The sequence below is a fragment of the Candidatus Pelagibacter sp. Uisw_121 genome (assembly GCF_047722545.1).
Taxonomy (GTDB): Bacteria; Pseudomonadota; Alphaproteobacteria; order Pelagibacterales; family Pelagibacteraceae; genus Pelagibacter.
On sequence record NZ_CP159816.1, the window covers coordinates 995,576 to 1,021,018 of the forward strand.

A 25,443-nucleotide genomic window follows, 5' to 3' on the forward strand; every position below is an offset into this window, starting at 1 on the left:
GGCAATATCTAAAAAAACTAAGTGTACGCCCTATCGGTGGTTATAGATACAAGTCTCTTTAAATTTAATACCACTTAACTTTTCAATTTATCGGTAAAGAGACGTAAATAACTCATATAAATCATCTTTCTTTGACGATCTCCATCTTTTCAAAATATTTAAATGTAGATATAATTAAAATGGTTTGCTTACTTTAATTGCAAACTCATTTTCAAAGTCTTTGTTATTTTTAATTAATCTTCTAATTGAGGTAGCAAAATACCAACTATCAATTAGATTTAAATCAAAACCTAACTCTAATTTTAGAGAATTTGAATAATCTTCTTTTACAGTATAATTATATGTGGTGTTAGGATCAGAGACATAAGAAGTTTTAACTTCTGAATTAGGTGTTAAATTTTCAAAAAATTCAATTCTACCGTAAGGTAAAAAATATCCTTTCTTAATTTTCTTTTTATATTTTGTTAAAGCACCAATTGAAATAGATTTATTTTTTAAATTTTGTTCTTCAAATCTTAATGCATGCGCATTCCCCGACTCTGAAAAGCTTTTTAATTTAGATAAACCATAATCAAATCTTCCAAATAATAATGATGTAAAGTTATCTTTATCTCTTATTTTATTAAATTTAATTGATGTAAAATATTGCTTAACACCTCTATTTCCAGTTAAAGGATTGGAAGGGTTAGCTTGCACAATTCTTGTAAGATCATTCTCCATGTATCCATAGCCAATTAAACCATCAATAAAAGTTGAACTATTCTTATGCCAACTTGAATATATTGTTGCACTTTTTGCATCAGATTTAATTTGAGTACCTGATTGCCCCACATCAGTATCCTCATCTTGTAGTCTAATAGCTATACCAAAAAGTGTATTTTTCCTTATTATTTTATCCATTCCTATTGTTAAAGCATCTGAATCGAACTCTTGATTAACCTTGCCTGATTGAAGTTTAATTTTACCTTTTTTAAAATATCCAGAGCTCCAAATTTTCCATTTTCGAGGCACCATTCCAAATTCATTTTTTAAATATTGTGAAAGGGGTAATTCGCTTATAAATTTTTCAATATTCTTATTTGATAACTTTTGTTTTTTGTTAACATCACCTTTTAAAAGATAAGCATCTAATAATTTTGCGTACGGATAGGTGTCTTTGTTTGTTATATCAATATCTATACCTAGATCTTGAAATTTAATATTGTCATTTTTTTTGGTGGTTCGATACCACTCCATTCTCTCTAAAACAGGATAAGTTGAACTATAAATAAATCTTTTTGCACTTTCTGATTGTCCTTCAACTATCCCAACTAAATCTTTATCAACAAAAAAATCAACTTCAGTAGAATTTATTGATAATGATGCTGATCCAAAAACTGTGGCTGTGCCTCCCATGCCACCGTATTCAACGATATATTTTGTAACATCATCAAGATTAGATTCATTTCTGCCAGGACTAGCAAAATCATTCCACTGACCAAATTTATCATCAGTTGGATCACCATAAACATGCATATAATCTTCTTCCCAGCTTCCATCATCTTCTGCTGCATTGACTGAATTTGGTTCACCTGGCACCCAATTAAGATAACTTTGTTCTGAACATCCACTGATTGCAGCACCTGTTCCTCCAACCCTTGGTTCCACATATTTTTGGCAGGTGTATGTTTGACCAGCTTCAGGACCATCCATCCACTTCCATATATTTTCAGTTTCACTATCAGATCCCCCCGTCCAGGCATTTGTTGAAATTTTTTCTTTAATCCAATTATTTTCTTGTGCAGTCGTAATGGTTACTAAATATCCTGTAAGTCCATTAAATGTTTGAACATCCGAGTGATTGGGGTCATCTATTTCATTTTTAGCATACCTTCTTGCATTCTGCCAAAGAACAGCGGATGAGCTACCAAGAACTCTGTAATAATGACCATTAACAGGATTATAAGAAGCTCCTTCTGGAGTTGCTGAAACCGAAATAGTAGTATTTGAAGTGGTTCCATCACCCTTAAATGAAAGTGTCGCCAATGCAGTATTAACTTCTGCTTCAGTTCCTTGAAAGCCAATCTCTGATCTATCATTGTTTGAACAATTAGTAGGTTCAGAGTTAGAGTCAGATGTATAACCACAGAGACCGTGGATTTGTTCAAGGCCTGTAACTGTTGTTACCTTTACATAACCCGCTGTTGCAGTAATTGTTATAAGTACTTCGGTAGAGAAACCACTTACAGAAGGAGTAGTGCCAGTATCAGAAACTAAAACGAAATCTGAGGTATCGGTTGTTAAAGATGTAGGAAAAGTGAAATCTGCTGAATAAACTATTTTTGAACTAAAAAAAATAATCAAAAAAAAAGTGACGTGAATACATCTAGCTAGTTTTCTTAAAATAAATTCCATAGTTGAAAATAGCCTATAAAATTTATTTTATTACTTAGCCTATCTTTGTTAGTGCTCAAACTGGGCGGGGTTAACTAACATTTGTGATGAATTTACTGAGCTTTTAGAGTTTGTCTGAAAAAGATTAAATTAAAAGATTTTCTTTAAATTAATTGCTGCTTCATCAAAAGTATTTGGCCTCAATACATCTTGATTGTTTAATTTAAAATCAATTTCAAAATCATTGATATTTTTACTTATCTTAAATTCAGATCCTAAATTTTCTGAGCCTGCTAACTTAAAAGCATAGTTAGTTTTTCTGTTTGGTAAATATCCTATCGCTAAATGTATTTTATCAGTATGACCCGTGCCTAAAGCTTGATTTCTTTCATAGATTAAAAAGATACTAAAGCTATCCGGTAAAATTATATCTATACCCAATTCCCCATTTAAATTATGCAAAGCACCTGAATTTAGTTTGGTATCAAATTCACCACTTGATGCATCAGACACGTAAGAATATTTTATATTAGAAGAACGATTTAAATTTGCTTTGTATTCTAATTTTCCATGTTTTCTAATTTTATATTTTTCATTTTCTAATTCTTCTACTGCAGCAATTGAAAGCCTGGCATTTCTTGATTGAACATCTTGCTTTTTAAATTTCATAGCAGTGTTACCACTTTCTTGATAACTATCTAACCGGGTATAACCAAGGTCTATTTGTCCAGAAGGAATTAGAATTAAATTATTTTTCTTAATCTCATCTTTTAATTTAATTGTTCCATATATTTGTCTACCTTTTCTATCAGCGGTTACACGTTTACCATCAAGCACTGATAAAATATCAGAGTTGAGGATACCCGCTCCAAAAACAGTGTCTATAAATTTTGTATCATCTTCAATTGGCGATGAGGAATAGTGGGTTAAATTATAAGTATTCGTATCTAAATTGCTTCCAGCTGAGCCAACATCAACATCATTTTTACCAAACCTAAAAGCAAGTCCACTTATGCCATTATTTTTGGTAAATTTATCCACTCCAACTGTAATTGCATCAGTTTTAATCTTTTTAAATGAAGAAACCTTTGTCTCTCCAACTCTGCCAACAGCAATACTTCCTTCGCTCCAATAAAATACGTCTTGTTGTTTTTCCTCTTTTTTCTTTGTAGTAGCTGAGGTTTTTACTACTTTAGTAAGAGAGGCAAGCATTTGATTGGTAAAATTAAGATCTAAATTAAGATTAGTTAAGTTTTGATTATCTTTGTTTCTTCTAATCCACTTCAATCTATTTAAAGCAGTATCCGTTGAGTGCTCTATAGTTCTTGTTGCAACTTCTATTTGTGCAATAACTATTCCCGTTCTGACACTATTTTCTGTAACTGGAGGACATTTTCCTGCAATAATATTAAAAGGACACACTAAATCAAATTCATGTATTGTATCATCAGCACTCCCACCATCATCAGAGACAAACATTTTTAATCCAGCTGCGCTAAATGCAAGCGCTCTTATTTGGATGGCAGTTTTAGTTGATATGAAATTTTTTATGATTACCTCTCCATCTTTTTGATGTGATGATGTATCATATGCTTTTGAAAGTGAATATTGAGCAACTGTATATCGCAAATGATCGGTAACAAAAATTCTTTTTCCATTTGCACTAAAAAAAATTGCATCAGGATTACTTTGCGTTAAAAGAATTCCGGCATTTTCAACATGTGATAGTGTTGATAAATCATATGGGGTTGAAAGAGTATATTCTCTAATACCATCAAGAGAACCAGAAGTGCCACCGGCCGTACCATTAAAGCTTAAAAATATTTTTGTGCCATCGGGATTGATCTCAATACCTTGTACATGATGATCATCTACTTCGCCCCTACTTCCTAAATCTCCAAATCTCCAAGGATCTGAAATAGTTGTTGATATATCATATGTTGTTTCACGAAAATCAGGATTTACATCTGCAACATATTCACATGTTGAAATGTCATAAGGTTTATTTAAATCATATCTATATATACGATCGTCGTTAGCATTATCATTTAATGCTCTTTGGACAAAAAACATTTTAAGTCCATCGCTACTAAACACCATATCACCAATATTGGCTGGATTTAAAGTTGCAGCAGTACCTAATTCACATCTCTGAGCATCTCCTGCATAAGTAGCTGCAGAAATATCAAATGGTGTTGATAGATTATATTCGATTATAAATTGGGTGTTAGCGGTACGAGACACAAACATTTTAGTTCCATCAGGATTAAAAGCAATACCATTATTTGCAGTACCGGTAGTTCCACCACCATCAAGAAAACTGTATGCTTGGTCGCTGTCTACTTCGGTTACCATAGCTCCAAATGAATTAGAGATGGGAAATATAAATAATAAAATTAAAATAAAGTTTTTTATAAATTTCATATAATTAAAATGTTGCTGATAATTCAATACCTGCTCCATAGTCAGGAATTTTACTATACATCGCGTAGTTAGATTTTACTTTTAAATTAAAATTATCATAATTTTTTAAATAACTGATTTCAGTATTGTTATTTTTTAAAGGATCATAAATTACATTAAGATTAGTATTTTTATTTTTCTGTTTTCCAAATTTAAAAAGCAAACTATCTGTGTGTGCACTATTATCTAAGCTTTGAAACCGTTCATAATTTAATGCAAATGTATGACCACTTTTTTTAAATAATTCAAAGCCAATATTTCCTTTAATATTATTTAAAGAATATCTTTTAATGGTGTTTTGAACTGTGACACTATCAATGTGATTTTTATAACGATGATCAATATCAGGAGTGAAATCAACCACATACTCTAGAAATCCATTTCTATTTAGTTTGTTTTCATCATAATGCCCATTTCCACTTAGTTTATCTTCATCCCAATACAAAGTGTGATCAAACTTAAAGCCAGCAGATGCATTTCCAGTTTTAAAAGTTAGTCTTTCATGGGTCTCAATGTTATTTGTCGATGAGGTACCAAAATCTGTGTATTCAGATAATTGAGTAATCCCTAATTCTGCTTTACCATAAGGAATTATGTCAAATTTAGTGTAATTTTGCTCTTCTTCGTAACTTAAAGCTGTATAAATTTGTTTTCCATTTCGTTCACCCGTAATGGTTCCAGAGATCATTTGGTCTATACTTAAAAAGCTTACCCCTAATAAAGCATTTAAATTTGATTTTTCATTAACAGGTAATTGGCTATACACATTAAAAGATAATGATTGAGAATTTAATTCCTCATTAGTTAAAGATTTTATATCAACATCGTCATTGCCGTATCTAACCACAAATCCAAAAAAGTTGTCATTTTTGGTTAATTTATCTGCACCAAATGATATTCCCTTAGTGGTAATTTCTTTTGGTTTTAATGAGATGGTATCACCCACTCTTCCAAATGAAATATCAGCATTTGACCAGTGGGACCATTTTCTTTTATTCTCTGCTGGTTTTTCTGTTTTTAATGATGCTTGAGTATATTTAACATCATTAAAAGAAGACTTAAAAGATGATTGTAGTTCATTTTTTAAAGACGCTAAAATTGGATTATTAATATTTAATTTTAAGTTATGACTATTTAAATTTGTTTTATTTTCATTTCTACGTAACCATTCGAATCTTTTAAAAATTGTTGAAGTATTTTGATGAATAACATTTTTAGCTATTTCTACTTGAGCACTTGCAACTGATGATGTTTCACTTTCACATAATACAATTCCATAAGGACAGCTTAAATCATATTCATAAACTTTGTTACCTATATTAGCATAATTGTTAAAAATAGTTACCTGATAAAATTTCATACCATCTTTAGAAAAATGCATACCTCCTGGTGTTCCACCGGCGTCTCCTGCTGCATTAAAAAAATTTAACATACTACCAGCAAAAGTTGCAGTTGAAGTATCAAAACCAGTACTTAACTTATAAACATAAATTCTATTGTCATTTATACCACCTGTTTTACCATCTAATACATACATTCTTGTGCCATCGTCATCAAAGTCTATATCTTGAATTTCTGCAGAACTTTCAGTTGCAAAAAAATTGCCAAATGATGCAGAGCCTGGAAGGTAAGGAGTGCTTAAATTATATTCTATAACTCCTTGTGTGCCATTAACATCAACTAAAAACATTTTTGTTCCATCATTATTAAAACGCATACCATGTATTCTAACAGCACTATCCGAACCTCCTGCTTGTGTTTCATCCTCATAAGTAGTACTCCAATTAATTCCATCATCTGCATCTGGTGTAGCATTAGATAAATCATATGGTGTTGATAAACTGTGAACAGTCATTTGTCCTGTAAAACCTATTGCATATACTTTTGTACCGTCTCCATTAAATGTTAAATCTTCTATTTTACCATTCCCCATAGCATCGGTACCACTATTTACATCGAGGATAACTTCTGAGCTAGAATCTATTGATGATACATTAAATGGAATACTTAAATCATACTGGTATAAATTTCTTCCACTGCCATATTTAGCAAAGTGAATTTTAGTTCCATCCGGGCTAAGTGTTACTCCAATAGGTACAGTCATCGCACCACTTGCAGCTGAACGTACAAAGGTTGGTTTAACTGTCTCCGCTTGTGCTTGCATCAAGAAAAAAAAATGATAACACAAGTAAACCTACAGCTAATTTTATTGAAAAAAATACCATAATTAAAAATACTACATAAAATTTAATTTAATGGTTTTTCAGTTCATTTAAGTGCTCAAACCGGGCCTAATTTCTAATATGGGCGTGCGTTTTATCCAAGATAAAATAATCTTCATCAAAAATTCTAATTATCTAAATTTTAATAAATCAAGATGCTTAATTTAATAAAAAAAAGTAAAAAATTAATTTTAAAAGGTGCTCTTAAACTAAAAGTATTTTTAGTTTTATTTAGTTTATTTTTTTCATCACTAGCCCTTGCTGCTCCTTTATCGGTAACATGGAAAGGTGGTTTAATTCCAGGAGGTAATGAACAAAGTGGACTAAATTGTACAGCAACAACCAATGGTGTAGCACTTGATCTAGATAGAGCAACGGCTCCTCACGATGTTGTGCTTAGTGATGATGGTCTACAAGTATTTACAGCCAATAGAAGTGGTGATGGCGGCAATAATATAGACAACAACCAATTAAGTATGAATAGACTTGGAACTCCCAATGAAATCTTGACAGATAAAATTAGGAATGATGCAAACGCGACTTGTGCAGATATCGAAGGTGCGAGTCCAGGTGCGATATCAGATGGTCAAATAACATCTTCAAACATGATAGAAGGTCTTCATATTGGGAATAGGGGTAGTACATTTTTTGTTTTGGATACCATTGGTGATATAGGTAAATTTAATTTAAGTACCCCATATGATATAAGTACAATGTCATACGAAACTCGAGTCCAATTTGGCAATACAATTGACAGTATGCATTTTAGTAGAGACGGAACAAAACTTTTTACACTAGACAGTCTTTCTGATAATCCAGTTGTAACAACCTATTCTTTACCAGCACCTTTTGATATTTCTTCAACAACTCAAATTCACCAAGTCAATTTAAATACTAAGGGTATAGTTGTTAGTGCATCCTTTCATGACCAAGGCTTTGATATTGAATTTAACCCTGATGGTAGTGCCATGTTTATTTTGATGGCAAATACACAAACAGAAAATAATAATTTTGTTTATCAATTTAGCTTAGGAAAAAATTATGATGTTTCAACAGCAGTAAATGTAGGCAAATGGGATATGAATGATGTTTTTCTAAACAGGGGTTCAGATAAGGATGGTCAACCAAGAGGAATGGGGTTTTCGAGCGATGGAATGAAATTATTTGTAGTAGAAATAAAAAGTGGTACTGGTGTCGACATGATCAATCAATTTGATTTAGAGTGTCCTTATGGTTTAGCTGTCTGTGTATCCAGTGCAAGCGCCTCTGTTGCTTCTCAAGTTGAATTGTCTAATCAAAATATAAGTTCAAATGTTTCAACTATTTTTAAAAGATTTGAATGGATAAAAAGAAATAGAAAGAATGAGAATTTATCTAGTCACAATATTAATATAAACTACCCTAATCCTTTATTAAAATCTTTAGTAAGTAAGTTTGAACCCTCATTAAAAAATAATTTAGCATCACTTGTAAGCAATACTTTAAATAAAGATGAAAAGAAGAAATCTAAATGGTCATCATGGAGTATAGTGGATGTATCAATAGGAGATTTTGAGGAAACACTTTTAGATAAAGCAAAAGGTATTAAAACAAAAGGTATAACATTTGGTTCAGATAGAAAAATTGGAGATAATAAGTTTTTTGGCTTGGCAGTAAGGTATGCGGATAGTGCATCAAATATTAGACGTTCTGTTCAAAATGTCGATCTACAGTCTTTGACATTGAATATTTATGGTATTGTTCCGACAATTAACAACCAGTATATAAATGCAGTTTTAGGTCTAAGCGCCTTAAAATTTGACAATAAGTACTCAGGGACAACATCAGGTAATCGAAATGGAAAACAAGCATTTGCATCCATTAATTACAGAACTAAAAATGCATACGGTAAGTTTAATATCACTCCTACAGGAAAATTTACTTATGGAGTGACACAATTATCTGAATTTACAGATTTTATAAGTCAAGCCATGGATCGGCCAGCTGATGATATTCGTTATCACGAAGATACATTTGTAAGTGGTGAATTTGCTGGTGGTCTTTTATTTGAAATGGAAAAATATGAGAATGAGCAAGAGGGAACGTCTTTCCAACCAATGGGAGGGATTGAAATTATTTATGATCTAAGCGATGATATTACCTATAAATATCAGAATGTAGGCTCAACTAGTGTAAATAAAGAAACGATTACTAAATATTATAATAAAAAATTAAAAACCAATATTGGTTTTGAGCATATAGTTGAAAATGGCTACACTATATTTGTAGATTATCAAAAGATGATTAGTTTAAATGATGATTGTGGAAGTTGTGCTATTGTAGGAACAAATCGAACTTTTATTAATGAGAATTTTATAATTAAAATTAGTAAATCAAAAGAAGAAGATACAGAGTTTGCTTTTGATTTTGATCCTTTATCAAATAATACTGCCAATTTAAGCTACGTAAAAGACATCAATAATTTTAATCTCCAATTAAACTCTAATATGAATTTATTTACTAAAATTCCTGACTATGGTGCGAATATAGAAATTTCAAGTAAATTTTAATGAGTAAAATAAAAATAGTTTTCTACTTAGCTTTAGCTTTTATTTTTTATAAAGGCTTTGTAGCGTTTCAAAATTTTGAAATTGGTGTTGATGATAGAGTAGCAGATATAGAAGAAAAAGCAGATTTTGAAAAGCAAGGTGAAGTAATTGGTCTCATGATGTATTTGGGTGACCCACCAGAATTATTTGAGCATTTATTAACTAAGAATAAATCTAGGTGTTTGGAAATGAAACAAATAGCAGAAGAGAGCTCATCTGCTTACTATGAATGTGCAAGAGTGAATGCCGTCCTTAAGGGTAGAAAAATTGTAAGCATCATTAATGAAATTGAAGTTATAGAATAATTATTAAATCAAAATTTCGAAATATAATTTAAATTTGCTTGAATTCCTCTTGTATGTTGACTTGTTTGAAGTCCGTCTAATGACATTAAAAAAATATTATTTTTTGAAAATTTATACTCATAATTTAAACCTGCAGATAAGCTTAATTCGTTTTTTAAATCATTATTTTGAGAGTAAGATCCTTTTACTCCATTTACATAAAAAACTTGTACATTTTCATCAAGTACAGATCTAGCATCAGCTATCCATGATATATAAAAATTTGTTTTTTCATTATTTATTATTTCGTATTCATCACTTAAGGCTATTGAACCATTATAAATATCTTTGTCTTCCCATTTAAAATATTTACTTTCTTCATGTGAGGGTGTGTATGAATAACCAAAATTTAAGCTTATATCTGGGGATAAATTATTCAGGCTTAAATCTGGAAATAAACTATTAAGATTTGTCTTAGCTCCAATTAAAAACTCATAGTTTTCATATAAATCTGTAATATTATACTCACCAGTTGTTGTTGTATTGGTTAAAATGTTTCTATCACTCTTATTATAATTTGCTCCTCCTAATATGAATAAATCTGGATTTATATTAAAAATTTCAACTTCATTAAAATGTAATCCTGTTAAAAAACCAACTTTATTAATATCATGGCCTTGGGCGATGTTTAGTGAGCCAGTCTCAACTGACAAAATAAAATTTTTATTTTCAGATATAGGCTCAATAATATTTGCACCAAAACTAGCTGTTTTACTGCCAAGTCTTAAAGTACTTTTATTTTCTTTTCTTTTATTAAATGTAGTGAAAAATTCACCCCATTCATCTTGATTTAAATATGCCTCACTTTTTTTAAAACGAATAAGTGACTTTCTCATATTTAAAGACTTATAACTTAGTGTTTCATCTAACATCTCATTACCGCCTTGACCGATTGATCCAGCTGAACCTTTAACAACTGGGTTGCCATCTAAGTCTTCTAAATCATAAGTTCCATCTTCATCTATGTCATAGAAATAAGCCTGACCAGCTCCGTGTTGTAGTTTAATAGTGTGACCTGAGCCTGCTACATTTATTTTACCTATTACTTTTCCTTTATCTCTTAAAGTTACCGTGACACCGCTTCCAGCTATTCCAAGTGCGTAATTATTAACACCAGCTTTATTTTCTATTGTACCGCTATTGGTTAGTGTTGCATTTGATAGTGAAGAAATAAAAACTGTTGATCCTTGTTGCACACTGCTATTGCCGCTATTGCTGTGAATGTATCCTCCAGAATTATTTATTATAGTTATATTATCTGTATCAGCTTCAGATTTGATAGCAGCACTATTTGCTGCTGGATCAGTTGAGTAAGCATAAATTTCTCCAGAGTTATTTATTGTTACATTATTGGCGTCATTATCATTGGTTGCTGTAACAGTAATTGTATTAGTATTACTTTTAATAATACCACCTGTGTTATTTGTAATAATGGAATTTGTAGCATCAAGTAAGTTAATAGCTTTAGAATTACCGGCGCTGATAGTTCCTGAGTTAGTTACAGTTAAGCCTGATTGTGTTCTTCCCTGAATTGTATTAGAGGAATTAGCACCATTAGAAAAAATTGAGGATCCAGACTCAACTGTTACAGTTCCATTATTTTTTCTAAAAATATTTACTGTTTGTGATGCGTCTGTTGATAAAGTGGTAGATTCTGAAATTGTTAAAGATGTGTAATCTGCAATGAATTTTTTTTGAGTGGTATTGTTATTACTAGTACTATTTACAGTATTGGCTTCTGTTATATTTTCTGAATAGGCAGAACCCATAAGAAAAGAACAAAATAAAAGAATAAAAATGAATGATATATTTTTCATTGTACTTATCAAAATTTATTTGAAACCTCTATATTTGCACCATAGTCAGGTACATCACTTAAAAAATTATAATTAGAACTCATTTTTAAATCAAATCCATTTAAGTTGTTGGTTAATGATAAATTAGTATTTTCAAAATTATTTACATCAAATACAAATTTCATTGCGTCTATTGGAACATACCCTACAGATAAATAGATATCATCACTGTAACCTTTGCCGAAAGATTCAAATCTCTCAAAATTTCCAACTAACGACCAACCTGATATGGAAGTGACATCAAAACCATAACCAATTCTAAAATTATGCTTTGATTTATTTTCTACATTATAATTGTAAACTGTACTTTGACTATTTAGATAATAAAATTCTGCATCTGATGATGGGCTTAGATCAGCAATATATTCTAATCTCCCATGATGATTAATAATTTCATCCTCTTCTTTATCTGTATCAGTTTTATCTAAAAGGACACCGAGTGTTACTAATGCTGATTTAATATTTTGCTCTTTATAAAGTAATACATCGGTTAAACTATTTGCTACATTTGATTTTTCTCTAAAAGCTTTTAGTTTTGTGTACCCTAAATCTAATTTAATACCTGGATTAAGATTTAGATCTTCATCAACTATTCTTTTTCCAAAATTAAATGATCCATAGATCTGTTGGCCTTCTCGGTTTCCCTCTAAAATGTTGTCATAAGTAACCCTTTTTTGGTCTATATCTAGTAAACTAACTCCAATTAATGTATCTGTAAAAACGTGATCATCTCTAAGTTTGGTATTATATAAAGCAAAACTATAAGCATCTGTCTCTAATTTGCTTCCTTTATATCCAATATCAACATTATCGTTGCCATACTGAAAAACGTATCCATGCATAGCATCTCTATCATCATCTTTAATCTTATCTGCACCAACTGAGATACCATAACTGTGAAAATCTCTTGATGATGAATTTATAGATTTATTTTTACCTAAACTAACTCTACCTTCACTCCATTTAAACCAATCCTCACTATCATAACTTCTATCAACTTCTTTTTTTGAGCTTTTAAGGGTGGTAACTAATTTTGATATTTTTTCATTTGTAAAATCAATTTCTGCATTAAGATTTGATAAATTATCTTTATTTTTATGTCTTCTTAACCACTCAATTCGGTGAAAGATTGGAAGAGTATTATTTTTAATTATACGTTTTGATAATTCAACATTAGCTTCAATAATTGCTTTAACATCAGCATTATTTGAAGCATCAATACATGTAATTGTACCAGCACAGTCTAAACTATATTCAAAAATTTTGTTTGTTGAAGCAGAAGAACCAGCATCATTAGTAACAAACAACTTCGTAAAATTTGCTGTGAATATAAAACCTCTCATATGAGTAACTCTGCTGCCTAACTCGTATAAAGTAGAAGTAGAAGATATAGTTGTGATATCCCAAGGTGTACTTAGGGTATATTTGTGCATATTATTATTACCATCACCTGCAACATACAAAATGGTCCCATCAGAATGCAATTGAATATTTCTCATATCTCCATCAGAAGAGCTGGCTAGACTGGCTGATAAAGAACCCAATGAAACTCCAGATCTAAGGTCAAAAGGAGTTGTTAATATATATTCTCTTATTTTATCTTTAGTTTTTCCACCTACAAACATACGTGTTCCATCAGGTTTAAATGTTATAGTTCTTACTTGATTTTCATCGTTATCACCAGTTATGTCTACTTCAAATATTTTCTCACAATCTAATGTAGAAGTGTCCCAAGCAGTTGTTAATTTAAATTGATAGACGGCAACTCCAGGATTTCCAGTTCCATGATCTTTGTTGGTAGTTATAAACATTCTTGTTCCATCAGGTTTAAATTCAATGGCGTGTGGTAATTGCATATCCGTACTACATGTTAATTTTGTTCCAGCTCCATCATCAAATGTTCTTGTTGCTGTACTTATATCAAATGGAGTGCTAAGCGAATATTGAACTATGTAGGCATCCTGATTTGCAACACGATTTGTTATATACATTATGCTTCCGTCTGGTTTAAAGTTTATTCCTCTAACACCAGGTACATCTGTGGATAGTATTTTTTCTTTTTGAAATTCTAAAAAAGCAAAAGCATTAGAATAAAATAAAGCTAAAAAGCTGAATACAAAAAATGATGTCTTGAGAATTTTTTTCACCTCTGCAGACTAGTGAATTTGGGATAAATACAACTGTGTTGGTGCTCAAATCGAATTAAATTTGTTAACTATAACTTCGTTTTTTAAGATTTATTTTGACTCATTGACAACTGACCAAAATGGGTGGAAATACCAATTTATAACTCTTAAATAAAAAATGATAAAAAATATTCCAAGCATATCTAGTGAAATTGATGAAGAAAAAATCTTCAAAATTATTAATGAAAATTTTAGTCAATTAGCCCCTGCATATTATACATTAGTTAGTAGCTGGCTTATAAATGCTTACAAAGTTCATAAGGGTATCGATAAGTTTATAATTTTAATTTATCTGATTAATAAAGACTTTATATTCTATAAAAAAAATGGACTAATAGTTGATTACGATAAGTTTTATAAGGATAAATCATTAGAAATTCCAAAGATTAATATTTCTGATATCGCAAAAGACCTTCTAATACCTAAAGAGAATGTAAGAAGAAAAATATCTGAATTAGAAGAAAGAGGTATTATTAAACGAAAAGGGAAAAAAATCTCTATTGAAATATCTGGTTTTTCACAAGCAAAGCCCAATATAACTTTAAATGATTTAAGTGTTTTTGTTTCTAAATTTAGTGAAGTATTAAAAGATAAAAATATAGTTGATAAATCTTTTGATACAGAAGAAATTTCAAAATTAATTAAAGAAAACTTTTCTTTTTGTTGGTATCAATTTTACAAGTTTATATTTATTTTCGCTAACAGCTGGAAAGCAGGTACTAAAACTCAAGATTTAGAAACAATATGTGTAGGGTTTATTGTATTGATTAATACTGTCCAAAATAAAAATTTTAAAAATAAAAATTTAGATAGAAAAAAATATCTTAAAGAAATTCAAAAACCTGATCATATTGGTATTAATGCATTTTCTATAGCTGAGATAACAGGAATTCCAAGGGCAACGGTTGTTAGAAAACTAGAATTTTTAATTAAAAATAAATTTCTAAATATTGATGAAAAAAAACTTTATACTTTTGGTATAGGTGTGCAAAGTAAACAATTTAAAGTGATTTCTAAATTACAAGATAGAAATATGAATGCTTTAAGTAAATTTTTGTATAGGGTTTTTAACCAAATTAATGTGATAAATTCTAATTAGATTTTCTTAAAATAAAAACAAAGATTACAGAGGTTGCCATCATTACTAAGGCATAAGCAGCGGTTGGCACCATATAAATAATATTATCAAATAATTGAGTTGCAACAAAAACTGCTAAAGTTCCATTTTGCAAACCACACTCTAAAGAGATAGCTTTTTGTTGAGGTACACCTGATGCAAAAAATTTAGCAACATAAAATCCTATCACCATCATAGTTAGATTTAATACTAGGGCTATTAAACCTGCTCGAGTTAAAAAGCTTACAATTTTATCCCATTCTTCAATATATATTGCTGCAAAAACAAGTAAAAATAATGCAATAGAAAATCTTTGAATTAACTTCAAATTTTTAATCACTAAATCACCTGCAAAATATCTGATAGTCATTCCAATTATTACTGGAACTGTGACTACAAAAAACATTTTTAAAGCTATAGCTACCATTGTTATGTCTTTCTCAACATAGGTGATATCAAATATATTAATTGAATTGATGACAATAAATGGCACCGTAACTATACTTAATAAGCTCATAACCGCTGTCAGTGATATTGATAATGCTACATCACCATTTGCAAATTTTGTAAGAACATTTGAGGTTACGCCCCCTGGAGCAGCCGCAATCAACATTACTCCTAAGGCCATTTCAATCGGCACACTTAAAGTAATGATAAGTAAATAAGCAACAATTGGTAAAACAATTAACTGACAAATAAAACCAATAAAAAAATCTTTAGGGTTTTTTACAACTCTTAAAAAGTCATCTACAGTTAAAGAGGCTCCTAAACCAAGCATAATAATGGCTAGAGCAATTGGGGCGATGTTAGTTACTATTTCCATTAATCTTATTTAGAATTTAAAAGTAACATCCACCCATTATGGTCAGTTGTCAACCCATTTTGGTCAGTTGTAAATAGAATAAGAAAAATCCTCAAAAATAAAGTTATAGCCATTTTTATAGATGTGATTAATTAGCTAAAATTAATAACAACTCTTAAAATTTCTTTAATAACTTATGTGTTATTTATGAATACCGATTGGTATAATTTCTTATTTACCAATTCCAACAATTGTTAGATCATCATCAAGAATATCATTATTTTCTTTAACACCTACTTCTGAAGTTCCTTTTTTCAAACTTTTTAATCGAATCTCCTCTGTGACACTTTCTAATTCTTTTTGTAATGAAGGGCTTGTGTGTTTTAATATTAATTTTTTTACACCATCAATTCCTATTTCTTTTTTATTTTCATTCATACATTCTGAAAATCCATCTGTGAAACAGTAAATTCTTCCACTATTTAACTTAAAGCTTTCTAAATTATAAACAGTTTCATCTTTATGTTTAACAACTGCTAATGGCATTGCACTTGAAGGGTATTCTTTAAAGTCTTCACCAATTTTTAATAAGGCTGGCAGATGTCCAGCATTTGCAATTTCAACTAAATCTGATTTTAAATTATATCTTCCAACAATTGAGGTAATGAAAGTACCAGCAGGATTAGTCTCATTTAAATCATTATTCATTTCTAATAAAATTTCATTAGGCTTGTATTTTTGTTTGGCAAAAATTTTAAATAACGTGATAGCTTTTGCCATAACCATTCCCGCATTAACACCTTTGCCTGAAACATCTGATAGGGTGAAATAAACTTCATCATCATGAAGATAAAAATCATAAAAGTCTCCAGAGATTTCTCTTGCAGGAATATTCAATCCAAATATTGGGTAATTTTCGATATTTCTTTTTGGCATTAAACGTTTTTGAACATTCATTGCGAGTTTTATTTCATTAGAAACTCTATTCTTCCATTTATTTTTTTGCTTTTCACTTTGCTCTAATTTGTTCATTAAAACATTGTATTGTGTGCCAATGATTCCACTGTCAGTAAAAGGATCTTGAGGAGCTCTTAAAGAATAATCTTCAGTTTTAACTTGTTCAGTTAATACCTCTAATAATTCATGGGTATCTGTTGATGCATTGTGTTCTGAAATATTAAGACCAAGCTCTTCTTGAATTTTTCCAACTCTTAATGGAAAGAATGAATTAATAGTTTTAAAAATTATATAAGAGCCAAAGAAACAAAAACTACCAATTGATACAATCCCAATAAATTGAATATATAATTGCTCTAATCTTGTTTTTTCAACACCCATCATTTGAAAATCTCCAAATAAAGCAACTGCAATTGTTCCCCAAATTCCAGCAGCCAAATGAACTGGAATTGCGCTTACAACATCATCAATTTTAAGTTTTTCTAAAAGTACAATAGCTCCACTTGAAATAATTCCACCAATGCTTCCAATTAAAATTGCATCTGCAGGATCAACGTAAGCACAAGAAGCAGTTATTGAAACCAATCCAGCAAGAGGACCTGTAATCATAAATAGTGGTTCTGGTTTTTTTAAAATAATTGCTCCCATAGCACTTGAGAAAATAAGTCCGAATGATGCAGATAAAAAAGTATTAATTAGAATTAATGGAAGTTTTAAATCCATTGCACCATTAGCACCACCATTAAATCCAAACCACCCAAACCATAAAATTAATGCCCCTAGTGCTGCCATGGGTATATTACTCCCTTGAAAAGTTTTGTGTGAATTATCTTTTCTAAATCTTCCAGTACGATTGCCTATAATTAATAATACAGATAAAGCTATCCAACCGCCTACAGAATGGACTACTGAAGAACCAGCAAAATCTAAATATCCTAATTTACCAAGCCAGCCAAATTTTTGAGAGGGATTGTCAAAATTAAATGCCCAAGCCCAATGGCCTACTATAGGAAAAAACAAACCAGAGGTAAAAAATGTGATAATTAAATAAGAGACAAACTTTAATCTCTCAGCAACTGCACCAGAGATAATGGTTGCTGCGGTTGCAACAAACATGGCTTGAAAAACAAAGTATGTCTGATATCCGGCAACTTTTGTGGTGAAGAAGAAAAACTTATTACCAAATAATCCTGAAACACTAGTTCCATACATCAACGCAAATCCAAATGCCCAGAAAACAACAACGGCTATCCCAAAATCACTAATATTTTTAAGAGCAACATTAATACTATTTTTACTTCTAGATAAACCAGTTTCCAAACACATGAAACCTGCTTGCATTATAAAAACCAGAATGGCACAAATTAATAACCACAATATATCTAGATTAGCTTGAAAAATTTTATCTAGACGAAACTCTAGAGAATTTATAGCACCTTTATTTAAGAGTTCTAATTGATATATATTTGTCTGAAGCTTTTCAATTAATGTTAAAGTTTCAGCTTTATTCATAAATAATTCATATATTATCTATGAATACTCATGGGGTCAAAATAACAATCCATATGATCTATAGTTTCAAAAAAAATTTCATTTAACTCACTAGAATGGACCGTTGGACAAATTTTTTCTACATTTAATTCATTGATATAATCTTTTTTAAATTTTTTCATTGCTGAGGAGCCAGCATAAGATGCTGATGCTTGTAAAATACTTCCAGAGTTTACTAGAGTTAAGCTTGGCCCAAGTGCTGCAGAATATGGACCACAATTATTTAATAATGGCATAAGCAAGAATATTAAAATAATTTTTTTCACGATATCAACTTATACAAGAATATTTAACTTAAAACTATAAATCTAACCATTATGGGTGGTTAGCTAATTTTTTAACAATCATCACCTCTGGTAAAATTACCGTTACGACTAAGTGTTAATTGGCAAGCACCACTAACTTCTTCAGCAATTATATCAAAGTTCGATGAGCCTGTGCTTGCAATGCAAATTTCATAACCCATGTCTTTAGCAATTTGATCCCCTCCACCAAACAAGATTGCTTCAATAGCATCTGAAGTTGATGAAGTTGGCGTACAACTACTGTCAGCCTGAGTATAATAACCTCCACTATTTGAATATTCTTCTGTTTGAGCTAAAGAAATTTGTTGCATCACATTTTGGGCAGACTTTTTCTTGGCCCCTGAAACATATCCATTGTAACTAACAACTCCTACAGCAGATAAAATTCCAATTATTGCAACAACCACTAAAAGCTCAACTAAACTAAAGCCTGAACTTTTAGTGGTCATCAAAATTTATTTACAACTATAACGAATTATTCAACTTCAACAGTATTTGTTACTGTTTCTGCTGCACAAGCACCTTTTTCTGTACAAGTTGTAAGAGTTATAGTTTTGTCACTGTCATTACCAACAATCACAACAAATCCTTGATCTCCAGGAGCTCCTGTTAGACCAGTAATTGTAGCCGGTACTGAACCAACAATAGCAGAAGTGCTGTTGTAGAAAGGATTTTTAAAATCAGCAAGCGCATCTATTGCAGCCGCGGCTGTCGTTGTTGCTGTAAAATCTGTTCCACAAAAATCATCATCATTAAATCCTTTTGCAGAGCTATCCATTGCACATTTTTGTAACTCAGAAGCTATATATTTAACTGATGAAGCATGATTTGATTTTGCGCTATTCTTTTTTGCACCTGCAGTATAACCGTTATAAGCAACTGTACCAACTGCTGCTAAAATTCCTATAATTGCTACAACCACTAGCAATTCAATTAATGTAAAACCTTTATTATTTTTCATAATTTCCTCTTTTATTAATTAGTTATGTTTAAATTTATAATATTTTTTTATGAAGTAAACTAAGATTACCATCATTATCAACGATAATTAAACATAACTGCTCAAATCGGGTTTTATTATTACTTAATTTCGTTATTAGTTATATAAATAAAAAAATTATGAAATTTAAAGTCACTAATAATGAAAATGTAAGTACTGTTTTTCTTAATGGAGAAATAGATATGGATATTGCAGATGATGTAAGAGAAATTGTTTTTCCTTTAATTGATTCTGGTAAAGAAGTTCATTTAAATTTAAAAGATGTACAATACATGGACTCTTCTGGTATATCTGTAATTATAGAGAGCAATCAAAGAGCTCGAGAAAAAAAATACTAAAGTTGAACTTAAAGAAGTTAGTCAACCTGTTGAAAAAGTTTTAGCAATGGCAAGGAAGTTTCTATGACATACAAAATTACAGAAGAAGATAATATAAGTACCATATTTTTAGATGGTGAAATAGATATGGATAAAACAGAGGAAGTTAAGGAAGTTATTTTTCCAAAAATCGACTCTGGTAAAGATGTTGTTTTAAATCTAAGTAACGTTCAATACATGGACTCTTCAGGGATTTCGGTTTTAATAGAAAGTCATCAAAAAGCCCTAGAGAAGGGAACAAAGGTTATCATTAAAGATGTGAGTAAATCAGTTTTAAAAGTAATCATGATGGCAAAGTTAGAACAAATTTTAAACTTGGAATAATTAAAACTCATGAGTATGGAAAACTTAAATCAATCAGAGAAAAAAGATTTTTTAGTTAGCTCAGCAAGTTTAAAAGACGTAAGAGCTTTTTCCAGAGATGTTTTTGAAAAATTTAAAATAGATGAAGATTTAAGAGAAGAGTTAGTTTTGGCTATTGCTGAAGCTGCACAAAATATAGTTAAACATGCTTATAAAGATTTTCCCAACACTCAAGATAGGATGGTAGTAAGAATATCTTGTAAAGATGAGGTTCTAGAGATTTCTTTCTTTGATAAAGGTAAACCGGTAGAAGAAAGTAAAGTTAAACATAGAGCGATAGACGATATTAAACCAGGTGGACTAGGAACTTTTTTTATTCAAGAAATAATGGACTCAATTAAGTTTGAACCAGGAAAAAAGCCCTGGATTAATAATTTAGTTTTAACAAAAAAAATTAGTTAATTAAAGCACCAACGTTAAATATTGGTGAATACATCGCTATCATTAAACCGCCAATCATTACTCCCATAAAAACAATCATGATAGGTTCAATTAAAGCAGACATGTTGTCTACCGTGGTATCAAACTCTTCTTCATAATAAGCAGATACAGAATTAAACATTTCATCTAATTGACCCGTTTGTTCACCAACAGAAATTAATTGACTAAAAGTTGGAGGGAATAATGGTTCTTTTAAAAAAAGCTTAGTTAATGTGTCGCCAGAAAAAACACCTTTTTTTACATTCTCAAGTGCCTCAGTTACCACATCATTATTACTAACTGATTTTGCAATTTCTAAACTTTCTAATAAATTAACACCGGCTGCACTTAAATTACCCATAATTAATGAAACTCTTGCTAGTAGAGATTTTAAAATCATATCTCCAAAAATTGGTAATTTTAAAATTTGTTGATGCCATTTAAAGCGGATTGCAGCATTTCTTTTTACAATAAAATTAAACCCAAAATATCCCGCTATCCCTCCAAAAAAAATTACCTTTCCACCTGTGCCACTTAAAAAATCACTCATTGCCATAATTGTTGCTGTTGCTGCGGGTAATTCTAGGCCCATTCCATCATACATTTTTGCAAATACTGGAACTACTTTAATCAACATAAAAGCACTTACAGTAATCGCTACTGTAAACATAATCGCTGGATACATTAAAGCCCCTTTAATTTTTTTCTTAATCTTTTCTTTTTTTTCCAATGATTCAACTATTTTAAGTAAAAACACATCTAGCTTACCACTTGCTTCACCAGCTTTTATCAAGTTTACATAAACGTTATCAAAATATTGAGGGTATTTTTCAAAACATCTTGATAAGTTTACACCTCCCTCTAAACTCTTTCTGATATCTTCAATTACTTCTTTAATAGCAGGACTTTCTAATTGGTCTCTCAACATTATTAAGACCTGTAAAATAGGTAAACCTGCCTTAACCATAGTTGCAAATTGTTTAGAAAATATAAGAATTTCCTCTATTTTAACTTTTTTTTTTCCCAAAAAAAGATGAGCCACTTGATTTCTTTTTTGCCCCCTCTTTTTTTTTCTTAGACTTGTTTATGTTGGTAATTATTATTTTTTTTTCTTTTAATAAATGAGAAGCTTCATCAAGATTTATTGCCTCAATGTCTCCTTCTATATACTTACCTTCAGATATTCCTTTGTAAGTAAAAGCTTCCATTTTTATTCGCTTGAAAGAACTCTCTCATATTCTCTAAAATTAAGTTCACCAGATGCAATCATTCTTCTACCCATATCCTGCATCGTTCTAAATCCTTCTTTAATTGCTATTTCTCTTAATTCAGGAGTGGTTGCTTGTTTTAAAATAGCTTCTTTGATTGGTTTTGACACCACTAAAATTTCATAAATACCTTGTCGACCTTTGTAACCAGTGTCGCTACATTTTCCACAACCCTTACCTTTTATAGCCTTAACTTTAGATGCCTCTTCTTCACTAAAACCTAAATCTTTAAGAACTTTAGGATTAACGTCATCATCTTGTATTCTACAATCTTTACAATTTTTTCTAGCTAGTCTTTGAGCTACAACAAGTTGGCAGGCAGCACTTATTAAGTAATCGGGTGTTCCCATGTTTTGTAATCTAGTAATAGTACTTGGAGCATCATTAGTGTGTAACGTACTAAACACTAAGTGACCTGTAAGAGCAGCTTTTAACCCTATATCAACTGTTTCTTTATCTCTCATCTCACCAACTAGAATAATTTCTGGATCTTGCCTTAAAAAAGATCTTAAGGCTTTAGCAAAAGTAAAGCCAATATCATCTTTAATTTGCACTTGTCCTACACCTTCTAATTCATATTCCACGGGGTCTTCGGCTGTTAAAATATTTAAATGAGGACGACTTACTTCTTTTAAAATACTATATAATGTTGTCGACTTACCTGATCCTGTTGGCCCTGTTACCAAGATTAATCCCTGACTACTGTGAATTCCTTTTCTTAAACTTTCTAAATCTTGCTTTTCAAAATTTAATTGCTCAAGAGTGATATCTCCTGCGTCCTTATTAAGAATACGCATTACAATTCTCTCATTATTTGCTGTAGGTAATATTGATAAACGTAGATCAACTACTTTGTTGCCAATTTTAAAATTAATGGCTCCATCTTGTGGTAATCTTCTTTCAGAAATATCTAGTTTACCCATAATTTTAAATCGAGTAACCACTGCCCCATAATTATCATGTAAAAACTGCCTATAAGTTTCTTGCTCTTGAAGCATACCATCTAATCGATATCTTACTCTTGAATTGAATCTGTAAGGCTCAATATGAATATCACTCACACCCATTTTTATTGCATCGGCTACAACTGCTGTACTAAATTTAATTACCTCTGACTCGTTTTCAATTGCTTCAATATCTTCTTCTGGCGTATTCTCTAAAACTTCTCCTGCATCTCCTAAATCAGTTTCAAAAGTTTTAGTTTTTTTTCTATTATCACTACGTATTGATGCAATTGTTACTTCATCTGTTTCATTTGATAATCTTTCAATATATTCAGAAATATCAGTTATTTTTGCAGCGTGTAGTTCAATGTCTTTTTTTGTAATAGCTTTTAAATTTCTCATCAATCCCAGTTTTGAACTATCTGGAATTGCCATGTGCAAAGTTTTTCCTTCAATTTTAAATGGTGCTACAAAATTTATCTTTATATAGTTTGATGGTAAAACTGTTTTTATTTCATCTGTAATTTTAACTGTCTTTAAATCAATTGTTTCTAAATTTTGTTCTTTAATTAATAGATCAATTATTTTTTTTTCATCAGTGAGTTTTAACTCAAATATTGCATCAATTTGAGACTTATTGTTTTCAGTACTTACTTTTTTAATATTTATTAAATCTTTTCCTGAAATAATGTCATTATCAATCAAGACATTAACTAAGTTAATTTCGCTTTCTCTACTAATTTTTAACATTATAAAACCCTTGGAGCTATAAATACTAGCAGCTCAGTCATTGTGTCAGAATCTGATTTTCCGCTCAATACTTTTCCTAGGACTGGTATTTTTTTCGTTCCTGGAACACCCTCTCTATTATTCGCTATATTATTTTTTTTGATACCCCCAATTACAACTATATCTCCATCCGCAACTAATAGTTTGGTGTTTATCTCCATTTTATTTACACCTGGTGTTCCTGGAGATGATCTGTTCGGAGTGTCATTATTTACTTGAATTGAAAGCATGACGTTTCCATCACCTATAATATTTGGGGTTACTATTAGTTTTAATGATGCATCAACTGGTTTATCTTCTCCATCTCCACCATCAATATAAATTGTTTCACCCTGATTAATACTTGCTTGATGATTGTCTAATGTAAATAATTTTGGATTAGATACCGTCTTTGATAAACCTTGAGACTCTAAAAAATCAAGTTCAACTTTTAAAACAGCTGAACCAGTTTTTTTCAATATTCCAATTCCACTTGTTGCAGCAGCAGATCCAAAATTTACTAAATTATCTGTTCCAGCTCCACTTGTAAAAGCTCCGGACGAGTCTGATAATGCAGCCCCTGATCCAGATGCCGCTCCTACACTGCTACCCCCTTGGGTACCACCAATTCTTACACTTTTTCTTGTGTAAGCAGCTCCAAGTCTTTTCCCTAAATTTTGTGCAAAAGTTGAAGTTGCTTCAACTATAAAAGCTTCTATTAAAACTTGTTTAGTTCTCTTATCAATTTCTCTAATTACTTTATCAACTATATCTAAATCCTTTTCTTTACCTCTAACAATAATTGATCTTGTAGTTACTTCTTCGGTTACTTGTATTGGTATATAATTTCCGCTAGTTCCAACAGTTGTAAATAATTCTGTGATTGTTGCTTTAGCTTCTGTGGGAGTTATATAATAAAGTCTAAAAATTTCTGAAATAATTGGCTCAACAGAATCTTCTAATTCAACTTTCTTCTTAACCGCCGATGCTCTAGCTGATTTATAACCTTCCTGTGAAGTTAAATTAGCAGGTGTTGAAACTCTAATAATATTACTTGCTACATCTATATCTGCTGCATAATTTTTTAAATCTAATAATGCATTAAATGCTTTATCCCAAGGCACATTATCTAATTCTGCTGTTATTGCTCCTGCAACATCTTCACCTACTAAAATATTAATTTCTCCAATTTCAGACATTAATTTCATTGCTTCTTTAAAATCTAAAGCTTGAAATTTAAAAGATACATTTTGTTTTAAATTTTGAAAATCATCTGAAATTAATAAGTAATTTCTCTCTTTGACAGATGATATTTGTTTTCTTTTTTTTAGCTCAACAACGTCACCTTCAACGGGAATTGGTCCCATCTCCACACTTTTATCCACTTCTTTTTGTCCAATTTTTTTAATATCAGTTTTTATCAGTGGTGTATCGTGTTTAAAAGACCCACTCTTTTTAGGAAAGCTTCCCACACAACCTGTAAGAAAAATTAATAATAAAGGTAAAATTAAGAATGATATATTTTTTTTAAAGTTCATA

20 protein-coding genes are annotated in these 25,443 nt (G+C 30.6%); 6 read left to right on the forward strand and 14 right to left on the reverse strand.

From position 1 onward, the window contains the following. Nucleotides 1-174: 174 nt before the first annotated feature. From ABXT52_RS05335 to ABXT52_RS05345, 3 genes are all read right to left on the reverse strand, one after another. A complete protein-coding gene (locus ABXT52_RS05335) occupies nt 175-2,394 on the reverse strand; it encodes an autotransporter domain-containing protein (protein WP_415271534.1) in 2,220 nt (739 codons plus the stop codon). 129 nt (nt 2,395-2,523) lie between these two features. After that, the gene (locus tag ABXT52_RS05340; protein WP_415271535.1) at nt 2,524-4,797 is read right to left on the reverse strand and encodes an autotransporter domain-containing protein; all 2,274 of its coding nucleotides are present in this window, start codon (nt 4,795-4,797) and stop codon (nt 2,524-2,526) included. A 4-nt stretch (nt 4,798-4,801) separates the two neighbouring features. Beyond that, a complete protein-coding gene (locus tag ABXT52_RS05345) occupies nt 4,802-7,000 on the reverse strand; it encodes an autotransporter domain-containing protein (protein WP_415271536.1) in 2,199 nt (732 codons plus the stop codon). Nucleotides 7,001-7,213: 213 nt separating this feature from the next. Between ABXT52_RS05345 and ABXT52_RS05350 the strand changes: the two genes are divergently transcribed. Further along, a complete protein-coding gene (locus tag ABXT52_RS05350) occupies nt 7,214-9,607 on the forward strand; it encodes an autotransporter domain-containing protein (protein WP_415271537.1) in 2,394 nt (797 codons plus the stop codon). After that, the gene (locus tag ABXT52_RS05355; protein WP_415271538.1) at nt 9,607-9,951 is read left to right on the forward strand and encodes a hypothetical protein; all 345 of its coding nucleotides are present in this window, start codon (nt 9,607-9,609) and stop codon (nt 9,949-9,951) included. The genes ABXT52_RS05350 and ABXT52_RS05355 overlap by 1 nt, the downstream gene beginning before the upstream one ends. An 8-nt stretch (nt 9,952-9,959) precedes the next feature. Here ABXT52_RS05355 and ABXT52_RS05360 read toward each other — a convergent pair whose 3' ends face one another. Both ABXT52_RS05360 and ABXT52_RS05365 read right to left on the reverse strand, forming a co-directional pair. Continuing rightward, on the reverse strand, nt 9,960-11,807 hold the full coding sequence (locus ABXT52_RS05360; protein ID WP_415271539.1) for a hypothetical protein: 1,848 nt from the start codon (nt 11,805-11,807) through the stop codon (nt 9,960-9,962). An 8-nt stretch (nt 11,808-11,815) separates the two neighbouring features. Continuing rightward, entirely contained in the window at nt 11,816-13,993 is a 2,178-nt protein-coding gene (locus ABXT52_RS05365; RefSeq protein WP_415271540.1) for an autotransporter domain-containing protein, read from the reverse strand. Between the two features lie 157 nt (nt 13,994-14,150). Here ABXT52_RS05365 and ABXT52_RS05370 point away from each other — a divergent pair, with 157 nt between their 5' ends. Further along, entirely contained in the window at nt 14,151-15,131 is a 981-nt protein-coding gene (locus ABXT52_RS05370) for a helix-turn-helix transcriptional regulator (RefSeq protein ID WP_415271541.1), read from the forward strand. Here ABXT52_RS05370 and ABXT52_RS05375 read toward each other — a convergent pair. The 5 genes from ABXT52_RS05375 to ABXT52_RS05395 form a co-directional block, all read right to left on the reverse strand. Then, entirely contained in the window at nt 15,124-15,972 is an 849-nt protein-coding gene (locus tag ABXT52_RS05375; RefSeq protein ID WP_415271542.1) for a bile acid:sodium symporter family protein, read from the reverse strand. The genes ABXT52_RS05370 and ABXT52_RS05375 overlap by 8 nt on opposite strands. 210 nt (nt 15,973-16,182) lie before the next feature. Then, the gene (amt, locus tag ABXT52_RS05380; RefSeq protein ID WP_415271543.1) at nt 16,183-18,420 is read right to left on the reverse strand and encodes an ammonium transporter; all 2,238 of its coding nucleotides are present in this window, start codon (nt 18,418-18,420) and stop codon (nt 16,183-16,185) included. A 14-nt stretch (nt 18,421-18,434) separates the two neighbouring features. Then, entirely contained in the window at nt 18,435-18,725 is a 291-nt protein-coding gene (locus ABXT52_RS05385) for a hypothetical protein (RefSeq protein ID WP_415271544.1), read from the reverse strand. Between the two features lie 71 nt (nt 18,726-18,796). Continuing rightward, nucleotides 18,797-19,213, reverse strand: coding sequence for a type IV pilin protein (locus tag ABXT52_RS05390; protein ID WP_415271545.1), 417 nt, complete (start codon nt 19,211-19,213; stop codon nt 18,797-18,799). 26 nt (nt 19,214-19,239) lie between these two features. Beyond that, nucleotides 19,240-19,725, reverse strand: coding sequence for a type IV pilin protein (locus tag ABXT52_RS05395; protein ID WP_415271546.1), 486 nt, complete (start codon nt 19,723-19,725; stop codon nt 19,240-19,242). Nucleotides 19,726-19,883: 158 nt separating this feature from the next. Between ABXT52_RS05395 and ABXT52_RS05400 the strand changes: the two genes are divergently transcribed. The 3 genes from ABXT52_RS05400 (at nt 19,884) to ABXT52_RS05410 (ending at nt 20,906) form a co-directional block, all read left to right on the forward strand. Continuing rightward, on the forward strand, nt 19,884-20,102 hold the full coding sequence (locus ABXT52_RS05400) for an STAS domain-containing protein (protein WP_415271547.1): 219 nt from the start codon (nt 19,884-19,886) through the stop codon (nt 20,100-20,102). Nucleotides 20,103-20,165: 63 nt separating this feature from the next. After that, nucleotides 20,166-20,465: an STAS domain-containing protein gene (locus ABXT52_RS05405; RefSeq protein ID WP_415271548.1), complete on the forward strand. Its 300-nt coding sequence runs from the start codon at nt 20,166-20,168 to the stop codon at nt 20,463-20,465. 9 nt (nt 20,466-20,474) lie between these two features. Continuing rightward, nucleotides 20,475-20,906, forward strand: a complete 432-nt coding sequence (locus tag ABXT52_RS05410) for an ATP-binding protein (RefSeq protein WP_415271549.1) — start codon at nt 20,475-20,477, stop codon at nt 20,904-20,906. On the opposite strand, the gene ABXT52_RS05415 is transcribed toward ABXT52_RS05410, so the two are convergent. Genes ABXT52_RS05415 through ABXT52_RS05430 form a run of 4 tightly spaced genes read right to left on the reverse strand, consistent with a single transcriptional unit; the run spans nt 20,899 to nt 25,442 of the window. After that, nucleotides 20,899-21,966, reverse strand: a complete 1,068-nt coding sequence (locus tag ABXT52_RS05415; protein WP_415271550.1) for a type II secretion system F family protein — start codon at nt 21,964-21,966, stop codon at nt 20,899-20,901. The genes ABXT52_RS05410 and ABXT52_RS05415 overlap by 8 nt on opposite strands. After that, nucleotides 21,932-22,132 carry a hypothetical protein gene (locus ABXT52_RS05420; RefSeq protein ID WP_415271551.1) on the reverse strand — a complete coding sequence of 67 codons (201 nt, stop codon included), beginning with the start codon at nt 22,130-22,132 and terminating at the stop codon, nt 21,932-21,934. Before ABXT52_RS05420 ends, ABXT52_RS05415 begins: the two co-directional genes overlap by 35 nt. A 2-nt stretch (nt 22,133-22,134) precedes the next feature. Continuing rightward, nucleotides 22,135-23,886 carry a GspE/PulE family protein gene (locus tag ABXT52_RS05425; RefSeq protein ID WP_415271552.1) on the reverse strand — a complete coding sequence of 584 codons (1,752 nt, stop codon included), beginning with the start codon at nt 23,884-23,886 and terminating at the stop codon, nt 22,135-22,137. Further along, nucleotides 23,886-25,442, reverse strand: coding sequence for a pilus assembly protein PilQ (locus tag ABXT52_RS05430; RefSeq protein ID WP_415271553.1), 1,557 nt, complete (start codon nt 25,440-25,442; stop codon nt 23,886-23,888). The genes ABXT52_RS05425 and ABXT52_RS05430 overlap by 1 nt, the downstream gene beginning before the upstream one ends. Nucleotide 25,443: the final 1 nt, after the last annotated feature.

Coding starts and splice junctions, on each gene's coding strand:
- ABXT52_RS05350 (WP_415271537.1), top strand. CDS start 7,214: ATGCTTAATTTAATAAAAAAAAGTAAAAAATTAATTTTAAAAGGTGCT.
- amt (WP_415271543.1), bottom strand. CDS start 18,420: ATGAATAAAGCTGAAACTTTAACATTAATTGAAAAGCTTCAGACAAAT.
- ABXT52_RS05390 (WP_415271545.1), bottom strand. CDS start 19,213: ATGACCACTAAAAGTTCAGGCTTTAGTTTAGTTGAGCTTTTAGTGGTT.
- ABXT52_RS05425 (WP_415271552.1), bottom strand. CDS start 23,886: ATGTTAAAAATTAGTAGAGAAAGCGAAATTAACTTAGTTAATGTCTTG.
- ABXT52_RS05340 (WP_415271535.1), bottom strand. CDS start 4,797: ATGAAATTTATAAAAAACTTTATTTTAATTTTATTATTTATATTTCCC.
- ABXT52_RS05355 (WP_415271538.1), top strand. CDS start 9,607: ATGAGTAAAATAAAAATAGTTTTCTACTTAGCTTTAGCTTTTATTTTT.
- ABXT52_RS05345 (WP_415271536.1), bottom strand. CDS start 7,000: ATGCAAGCACAAGCGGAGACAGTTAAACCAACCTTTGTACGTTCAGCT.
- ABXT52_RS05395 (WP_415271546.1), bottom strand. CDS start 19,725: ATGAAAAATAATAAAGGTTTTACATTAATTGAATTGCTAGTGGTTGTA.
- ABXT52_RS05405 (WP_415271548.1), top strand. CDS start 20,166: ATGACATACAAAATTACAGAAGAAGATAATATAAGTACCATATTTTTA.
- ABXT52_RS05430 (WP_415271553.1), bottom strand. CDS start 25,442: ATGAACTTTAAAAAAAATATATCATTCTTAATTTTACCTTTATTATTA.
- ABXT52_RS05400 (WP_415271547.1), top strand. CDS start 19,884: ATGAAATTTAAAGTCACTAATAATGAAAATGTAAGTACTGTTTTTCTT.
- ABXT52_RS05410 (WP_415271549.1), top strand. CDS start 20,475: ATGAGTATGGAAAACTTAAATCAATCAGAGAAAAAAGATTTTTTAGTT.
- ABXT52_RS05375 (WP_415271542.1), bottom strand. CDS start 15,972: ATGGAAATAGTAACTAACATCGCCCCAATTGCTCTAGCCATTATTATG.
- ABXT52_RS05335 (WP_415271534.1), bottom strand. CDS start 2,394: ATGGAATTTATTTTAAGAAAACTAGCTAGATGTATTCACGTCACTTTT.
- ABXT52_RS05420 (WP_415271551.1), bottom strand. CDS start 22,132: ATGGAAGCTTTTACTTACAAAGGAATATCTGAAGGTAAGTATATAGAA.
- ABXT52_RS05360 (WP_415271539.1), bottom strand. CDS start 11,807: ATGAAAAATATATCATTCATTTTTATTCTTTTATTTTGTTCTTTTCTT.
- ABXT52_RS05370 (WP_415271541.1), top strand. CDS start 14,151: ATGATAAAAAATATTCCAAGCATATCTAGTGAAATTGATGAAGAAAAA.